Below are 1,196 nucleotides of genomic sequence, written 5' to 3' on the forward strand. Positions count from 1 at the left end.
AGCGCTGTACGCAGCCGTTTAAGTGAATTACTGACGGCAGGCTGCGTCAGCCCCAGTTTTTCGCCGGCCGTCGATACGCTCCGGTCGAGCAGTAGCTGGTTGAAGACCACCAGCAGATTCAAGTCGATGTCGCGCAGATCCATGACCTCACCCTCACCATTATTCATGCTGGTGATTTTAACTATCAGATTTGATCTATAGCAATATGCCGCTCGACGCGCCAGAATCGCAGCCATTCGGAGACAATTGAAAAAAGAGCTTGCATGGAACTGGTAGTAGAACCCCTCAATTTGCGTTTGAACGCTGAGATTGGAAGCACCCTGCTTGACGTGCTCAGGTCCAACGAGGTCCCCATCTCTTATAGCTGCATGTCGGGCCGCTGCGGCACTTGCCGCTGCCGTGTGGTTGCCGGTCAACTTCGCGATAACGGGCCCGAGGCCGGGCACCCGCAGGCAGGAAAGGGGGCCTATGTCCTGGCCTGTCAGGCGATTCTGACCGAAGACTGCACGATCGAGATTCCTGAATCTGACGAGATCGTGGTTCACCCGGCACGCATCATCAAGGGGACGGTCACAGCGATAGACGAAGCCACCCATGACATCCGGCGCCTGCGCATCAAACTGGCCAAGCCGCTTGAGTTCAGCCCTGGCCAGTACGCAACGGTGCAGTTCACGCCCGAATGCGTCCGCCCCTATTCGATGGCTGGGTTGCCCGACGATGCTGAAATGGAGTTTCAGATTCGCGCGGTTCCGGGCGGGCATGTCAGCAACTACGTTTTCAATGAACTGTCCGTAGGCGCTTCGGTGCGGATCAGCGGCCCCCTCGGAACGGCCTATCTACGGCGCACGCACACGGGTCCCATGCTTTGTGTGGGGGGTGGAACAGGTCTGGCGCCCGTCCTTTCGATCGTTCGAGGCGCACTGGAAAGCGGGATGAGCAACCCCATCCATCTGTACTTCGGTGTGCGGAGCGAGCAGGACATCTATGACGAGGAACGCCTTCACGCATTGGCTGCAAGGTTTCCGAATCTCAAGGTGAATGTCGTTGTTGCGACAGGCCCTGCCGGCCCCGGTCGTCGATCCGGCCTGGTCACCGATGTGATCTGCCGTGACTTGCCCAACTTGGCGGGATGGCGCGCCTACCTGTGTGGCGCTCCGGCCATGGTAGAGGCCCTGAACCTGCTCGTTGCTCGCCTG

Annotated in this window: 2 protein-coding genes; one reads left to right on the forward strand and one right to left on the reverse strand. The window is 58.9% G+C overall.

The window, feature by feature from the left end:
* Nucleotides 1-143 (reverse strand): LysR family transcriptional regulator (locus tag PCE31106_RS23875; protein WP_150564897.1); only part of this gene is annotated, 143 nt, incomplete at its 3' end.
* 120 nt (nucleotides 144-263) lie between these two features.
* Here PCE31106_RS23875 and nagAa point away from each other — a divergent pair.
* On the forward strand, nucleotides 264-1,196 hold a 933-nt coding region (nagAa, locus tag PCE31106_RS23880; RefSeq protein ID WP_150564898.1), incomplete at its 3' end, for a naphthalene 1,2-dioxygenase/salicylate 5-hydroxylase systems ferredoxin--NAD(P)(+) reductase NagAa.

The sequence above is a fragment of the Pandoraea cepalis genome (assembly GCF_902459665.1).
Taxonomy (GTDB): Bacteria; Pseudomonadota; Gammaproteobacteria; order Burkholderiales; family Burkholderiaceae; genus Pandoraea; species Pandoraea cepalis.